This is a genomic window from Mesorhizobium sp. M7A.F.Ca.MR.362.00.0.0 (genome assembly GCF_004023175.1).
GTDB lineage: Bacteria > Pseudomonadota > Alphaproteobacteria > Rhizobiales > Rhizobiaceae > Mesorhizobium.
In genome coordinates, this window is the sequence record NZ_RZTF01000345.1 from 1 (window position 1) to 6,254 (window position 6,254).

6 protein-coding genes and 2 pseudogenes are annotated in these 6,254 nt (G+C 62.9%); 2 read left to right on the plus strand and 6 right to left on the minus strand.

What is annotated here, in order from left to right; genetic code table 11:
- The 3 genes and pseudogenes from EOC06_RS29265 to EOC06_RS29275 form a co-directional block, all read right to left on the minus strand.
- A pseudogene (locus EOC06_RS29265) lies at positions 1 to 125 on the minus strand (PTS sorbitol transporter subunit IIB); the annotation flags it as partial.
- A 16-nt stretch (positions 126 to 141) separates the two neighbouring features.
- Complete coding sequence (locus tag EOC06_RS29270) at positions 142 to 903, minus strand: PTS glucitol/sorbitol transporter subunit IIC (RefSeq protein ID WP_013529328.1); 762 nt, start codon at positions 901 to 903, stop codon at positions 142 to 144.
- Positions 904 to 991: 88 nt separating this feature from the next.
- Positions 992 to 1,429, minus strand: coding sequence for a transcriptional regulator GutM (locus tag EOC06_RS29275; RefSeq protein ID WP_023811041.1), 438 nt, complete (start codon positions 1,427 to 1,429; stop codon positions 992 to 994).
- 195 nt (positions 1,430 to 1,624) lie between these two features.
- Here EOC06_RS29275 and EOC06_RS29280 point away from each other — a divergent pair, with 195 nt between their 5' ends.
- On the plus strand, positions 1,625 to 2,266 hold the full coding sequence (locus EOC06_RS29280) for a hypothetical protein (protein WP_128309425.1): 642 nt from the start codon (positions 1,625 to 1,627) through the stop codon (positions 2,264 to 2,266).
- Between the two features lie 94 nt (positions 2,267 to 2,360).
- Positions 2,361 to 3,035 (plus strand): annotated as a pseudogene (locus EOC06_RS29285) (HAD family hydrolase).
- A 4-nt stretch (positions 3,036 to 3,039) separates the two neighbouring features.
- Here the strand turns inward: EOC06_RS29285 and EOC06_RS29290 are convergent.
- The 3 genes from EOC06_RS29290 to EOC06_RS29300 all read right to left on the minus strand — a co-directional run bounded on the left by EOC06_RS29290 (position 3,040) and on the right by EOC06_RS29300 (position 6,227).
- Positions 3,040 to 4,197, minus strand: a complete 1,158-nt coding sequence (locus tag EOC06_RS29290) for a DUF930 domain-containing protein (RefSeq protein ID WP_128309426.1) — start codon at positions 4,195 to 4,197, stop codon at positions 3,040 to 3,042.
- A 108-nt stretch (positions 4,198 to 4,305) separates the two neighbouring features.
- Entirely contained in the window at positions 4,306 to 5,064 is a 759-nt protein-coding gene (locus tag EOC06_RS29295) for a 5'/3'-nucleotidase SurE (protein ID WP_127321713.1), read from the minus strand.
- Positions 5,061 to 6,227, minus strand: a complete 1,167-nt coding sequence (locus EOC06_RS29300; RefSeq protein ID WP_128309427.1) for an MBL fold metallo-hydrolase — start codon at positions 6,225 to 6,227, stop codon at positions 5,061 to 5,063. The genes EOC06_RS29295 and EOC06_RS29300 overlap by 4 nt, the downstream gene beginning before the upstream one ends.
- Between the last annotated feature and the right edge of the window lie 27 nt (positions 6,228 to 6,254).

Here is a 6,254-nt window from a genome sequence, read left to right on the forward strand (position 1 = left end):
GGGTGGATGCCACCACCGGTGACGGAAACAACCTTGCTGCGCTGTTCGGTCGGCTCGATGACGAGCGGGCCGCCCCAGCCGGTTTTGCCCTGGGTGATCCTTACGGCTTTGTATGTCTTGGCCATGATGTCCTCCCCGCCCTTACAGCTCGACGCCCTGGCGGCGTGCCATGATGGCGGTGATGCGCTCGGTCAGCATGCCCTTGAGCAGGATGACGACGAGGCCGACGATGGCGTACCAGATCGCCACCTTGACGTGGTAGCCGGCGACGACGACGCCCTTTTTTTCCAGCTCCAGCAGCGCGACGAGAATGCCGCCCCAGACGAAATACTCGCCGGGATTGATGTGCGGGAACAGGCCGAGCGGCGGGTGCACATAGGACACGGCCGCGTCATAGAAGGCCGGCTTGTGCTTTTCTTCCAGGAACGATCCGAACGTATAGGCCATCGGATTGGTGAGGAAGAACACCGCCAGCAGCGGCAACAGCGTGTAGCGCGTCAGCGCGATCCGGCCGGCGCCGCGCGCCAGACCATGCACACGCTCTTCACCGACCAGTTCGGTGACCGCGTAGAAGGCCGTCATCAGCACCACCAGCGTCGGGATGATGCCGGTGACGAAGCCGGCGAAGACCTCGCCGCCCTTCTGGAAGATGCCGATAAAGTACTTGCCGATGGCGGTCAGCCAGCCGAGCTGCTCTTCCTGCTGGACGTCCTTCAGCTTTTCCTTGAACTGATCGACAGTGATCGGTCCGCTGTCCGCTTGTGCGAGGACAACGAGATGGTCGGAGGCATGCTCGACAGCGAGCTTGCCATGCAATGCGGCATCCGAGACCATGGCACCTGCGACATGCAGATTGTGCACGGCCATGTCGGCATGCTGCGCCAACAACGAAAATACAGACATTTCTCCTCCTTATGCCACCCGCCAGTTGATCCCAGTCGGTGCGCGGCGTCCTCTATCCCTTTGATTTAGAGCCCGAAATCCTCCGGCTCTAAGCCCTTGCTATGTTCAAACCGGACAGGCCCGGCTTCTTCCCCGGCTCCGACCGTGTCTTGTCGATCTGCTCGATCGCCCGTTTCACGGCCTCGGCCACACCGGGTTCCCCCTCCCCCATGATTGCAGGGTTGGACCGGAGTTTATCGAGGGGAACACCCTCGAACTCTTCATGTCTTTTGAATTTGGTGAAGACGGAACGGCCGCTCATCACCATCAGGCGGCGCACGACCAGATCGGGTGTCACCACGACGAGCGCGATGGTGCCCTTGGCCAACCGACCGCGAAAATTGCCGGCTCCGACGAAGCCGTCCTTGTACTGGTCGGTGACGCCCCTGAAGACATCCGAATAGTGCCGCATCTGCAGCCAGACGCCGAGCGACTGCAGCGCCCACACAATAACCAGCAGAAGCAGTCCCCACTGCCAAATCGCCATTCGGTTCTCCTCCCGAAGCCTCAGTTGAACCGCACCTTGGACCGGCGCGTGACAACAGCAAAGTGAGAACATTTGTTTCCGAGAATGTCAATATGTATGATATTGGCCTCGGCTGCGGTCATCCACAAGGGCGCTGACCGATTTCGGCCGTGCCACCGTTGTGCTAGGCTGACCGGGAAACAGGATACGAGGAATATGGATCTGCCCTTCAGGGACGAACTGGCCTTGATGCCCGATCTTCGCCATCGGCTGCGGCAGCTGCGCTGGTTCCGCGCCACTTTTCGCGGCAGCGCGAAGGTGGTCTCGGATACGTTCGGCGTGCGCTTCGAGATCGACGAGGCCAAGCTCACCAGGGCCTTTCTCGACTGGGTCGAGATCATGGAGGCGCAGAAGCGCTTCGCCGCGATCGACCGCGCCGACTTCATCGTCTTTGCCGCCGGCCTCGTGCTGCGCGAGTTGATAAAACAGGCGCCGGCAAAAGAAATCTCCGGCCTCACCCAGCTGGTCGAGACGGATACGAACGCCGGCACGCTGGAAATCGTCCGCTTCTGGCCGGAGGGTTTCCTCTACACCAACTACTGCGTCTCGGTGATTTCGGCGATCCACGAGCAGGAATTCGGCACGGCACCCGGCATCGACAAATGCGCCGACGATTTGCGCACATGGTGGTCCTATCGCGAGAACGTGACCGAGATGCCGGCCTATGCGGTGGCTTTCCTCGACCGCTTTCTCGGCGCCGAACCGAACTGGATCACCCCGGATCGCGCGCAGTCCCGGCAAGCCATGCAACGGGCGCTCGGGTCTTCCCGTGCGAGCGATGCGTTGCGCCAGCTTTGAGCCCGCTCTTCGCGCCCTCAAAAACGCACGCGCTATTGAACATTTGACTTTTTGTCGATAGCGATGTGCGAAAATTGACTCGAGAGGGGAACGCGTGGCGCGACCAAGGCCTATTATTTTCGATTGCGACGGCGTTCTCGTCGACAGCGAGCCTCTGGCCGCCCGCGCTTATGAGCGCGTCTACGAAAAGCACGGCATGCCCGGTGTCAACACCAGAATCATCGCCCAATGCATCGGCATGAAGCAGTCCGATATCATCGCCAGGATCAAGGAATTGACCGGGCACCAGTTTCCGGCGGCGGCGGACGGCGACATCTGGGCCGAGACCAAGGTGCTGTTCTCGCAGGAATTGAAGCCGACACCGGGAATCACTGCGTTTCTGGAGACGCTTGCGGGCGACCGCTGTGTCGCCTCGTCCTCCTCCGTCGAGCGCATAAACCACAGCCTTGCCGTGACCGGGCTGGTGCGTTTCTTCGGCGACGCGATCTACAGCTCCTCGATGGTCAAGAACGGCAAGCCCGCGCCGGACATCTTCCTCTTCGCGGCGGACAAGATCGGCGCCAATCCCGTTGACTGCATCGTCATCGAAGACTCGCCCTTCGGCATTCAGGGCGCTGTCGCCGCCGGCATGACGGCGATCGGCTAAACCGGTGGCGGCCATACCTATGCCGAGCACGCCGCGCGGCTGACGGCTGCCGGTGCCGATTTCGTCTGCGCCGACTGGCAAGAAGTTAGCCGGCAATTGTCCGGGCTCGGTGTGCCGGCCTAATCTGTCAGCGAACAGGCAGCCCAAGACGGACCGATTCGTCGGCCGGGATCACTGGCCCGACACGGAAATTGAAGGACAAGACCCTCGTCGCACCGGTGTCGACCTCGCACCGGAAGCCCAGATGGTACCATGTGGTTGTCGTGCGGAAGGCGACATCCGGGGCGTCGAGGATATTACCGACCTTCAGCGGAACACTTGGGATCAACTCGGGGAGATACGAGGCGTCCAGCAGTTGCTGCTGCAACGCGCTGGCGCAAAGTTTGGCGGCACGCTGGCCGCGAGGCACGCCGCTCTTCGAGGTCGTGGCCAGCGCATCGCCGGTAGCGCCCTGTGAATAGAGGAGTTTGCGGACGCCCGGGAGGCCCGAAGCGTTCCGAGATGCAGACTTCGAGGGCTTTGAGGGGCTGGGCTTCGGCGCATTTGTGGGTTTGGGCTTCGGCGCATCGGCTGATGTGGGAAGGTCGATCTCGCTGCCGCCACCATCCGCAGCCAAAGGCGCTGGTGCCGCACCCTTTTGCTTGGCGGCATCGAGCGCCGCCTGCTTATCTGCCTCCTGTTTGGCTGCTTGTTGTTTATCCATCTCCTCGGTTGAATCTGCCTGCGTCTCCTGTGTGGGCTCGGCGTCCTTCGCCGCGGTTGCCGGCTTGTCGTCGGCCTTGGTTGAATCTGGCCGGCCCTCGGAGTCTACCGGAGTAGCGGATTGGTTCTCCGCCTGCTTCGGCACGACAGGCGGCTTCGAAACATCATCCTTGGCCGGTGACGGCGAGTTGTCTAGAGCGCTGCCCCCATCCAGGGATTTCCTGGGGCCGGTATCCTTGTCGCCGAACTGAAAAACGGGCTTGAAAACCTCGACTGGCGAGGGCTCCTGAGGCCGCTTTTCCGGCGGAGGTGGTTTTTCGACTTTCTGCTCGGGCGGTTTTTCAACCTTCGTTTCCTGCGGCTTTTCGGCCTTGGGCCCCTTTGGGGGCGGCGCCGGCGCGGGTCTCGGCTTTGGCTGATCGGGCGGAGACACGAGCGCGACGTTTACCGCCTGTTCCTGCTGCGGCTGTTGGGGAGGCGCCGGGAATTTGTAGACCAGGAACGCAGCGCTGAGCGCATGCAGGATCAGCGATGCGGGCAAAGCCCACAACAGATGCCGCCGTTCTCCTGTCTCGCCCTTCATCCTGACCGATGTGGAATGAAATAGCGGCGGCTTCAAGCATAGGTGGTGGATTGGCTTGATTTAACCGCTGACAGGTTGGTGATCGGATGACGACGCGCAGACCCCAGGTCAGCCAGTTTGCCGCTGGCGCGGGATCCCGTCCAGAAACCGTTCGTCCAGCCGTGTCTCGCCAAACCAGTTCAGCCGGTTGATGCTGATGAAGCCGGCATCGATCGCCTCGTTTTCGTCACCCGGCTGGCTGTCATGGGCCCGACCGCGCGGCACCGTGATGATAGTGCGATCGCCATCGCTTTCCACGATCTCGGCCTTGCGGGCGATCTTGTCGCGACCGATGCGCGGCTGCCGGATTTCGGCCGGCAGCGCCGTTGGCAGGTTGACGCTCAGCCAATGACCCTCCGTCGCCCATTCTGCGCGCGATTGCCACAACGAGGCGATTAGCGCGCCAAGCCATTGGTCGTCGCCATCGGTGAAATCAGGATTTTTCACGCGTGAGAAGCCGATGGCTGGAACGCCCCAGAACGTCGCCTCCCGCGCAATGCCGAGCGTACCGGAATAGGCAAGGTCCTCGGCAACGTTGCGGCCATCGTTGACGCCCGACAGCACAAGGCCCGGCTTCCCGGAATCGGCGAACAGCCAGGTCATGGCGCTTACCACGCAATCGGCCGGGGTGCCGGAACAGGAGTACCAGTTCGGTTTGACGCGCCGCATGGTCAATGGCCTGGCAATCGTCAATGACGAGCCGGCAGCGGTGCGCTTGCCGTCGGGCGCGACCACCCAGACATCGTCGCTCAACGCGCCGGCCGCATTGACCAGACGGGCAAGCCCCGGCGCTTCGATGCCGTCGTCGTTGCAGATCAGAATTCTCATCGTTTTCTTGCCTCCGACACCACTATGCGCTGGCCGGTGCGGCATTGCGTGCGCAGCGACGGGATGTGGGTTTGCAGATCGCCGAGAAGGTCCGGCGTGCAGGAATGACCGAGTGCGGCGGGACGGCCGGCCTTCTCCCAGATGTCGACATTGCCCGACAGCGTCGGATGGGTCGGCATGCGCACCCAGTCCGCCCGGCCGGCCTTGTGCAACAGATCGCCCGGCGAGCCTGACGGCAGATGGCCGGTAAGCAGCACCGGAAAACCGGAATGGTCGGCACGCGGCAAGAGGCGCGACGACGGGCCGGCTTCACCCATGCCGTCATCCGCCAGCAACGGCGTGGACGGCAGGGGATCAGCATCGGCCCAGTCGGCTGCTTCCTGCAAGCGGCGGCGCAGCAACGCGCAAACACCCGGCAACAAGGCTGCCGTGGCGCCGATCTGCGCTTCCAGGGACGAACGCATGCCGGCATGGATCGCGAACGGCCCAGGCAAGGCCGCGATCAGTTCCAGCGACCGACCCGAGAGCGGCGTCGGCAAAAGACACCCGTCCGAATGCCTCGCCACCCATTGCGAGATTTCACGCGCACGCGCCGCCCCCGGCACCGGATCGGCGCCATAGGAAGCATCGAGGACAAGCAGGTCGCAGTGCGGGATCGTATCCATGACGAAGACATTGCTGTCCGGCACCACATCGGCCGAATAGGCGACGAGGCTCTCGCCATCGTCCACGGCAAACCAGACGCCGCCCACGACATGCCCCGAGCGTCCCGTCCGGATCGTGAGATTTCCGCTCTTCAGCGTATCGCCGGGTTCGAACAATTCGATGCGGTCTTCGGGAAAAGGGAACCGCCTGAAATCCTCGGGCTCAGCATAGCCCGCGAGCGTGGCAGGCGCCTCATTGCGGGTCTCGGCCGTCATGAAAATCCGGCCGGCATAGCCGCGCGACAGCAGCCAACTCAGCGCGCCGACATGATCCTCATGCGCATGCGAGACGAACAGCGCGTCGATATCGGTGACCGCCCCGTCCAGCGCCGGATAGTAGTCCGCGCCCGAAGCGCCAACCTTGATGCCGACGTCGAGCAGGATGCGATCCTTGCCGCTGCTGACAGCAAGGCTGGTGCGGCCCTTTTCGCCAAAGCCGCCGAGCAGGTCGAGCATCATCACGATGCCGCCCCCGCCGCCGGGATC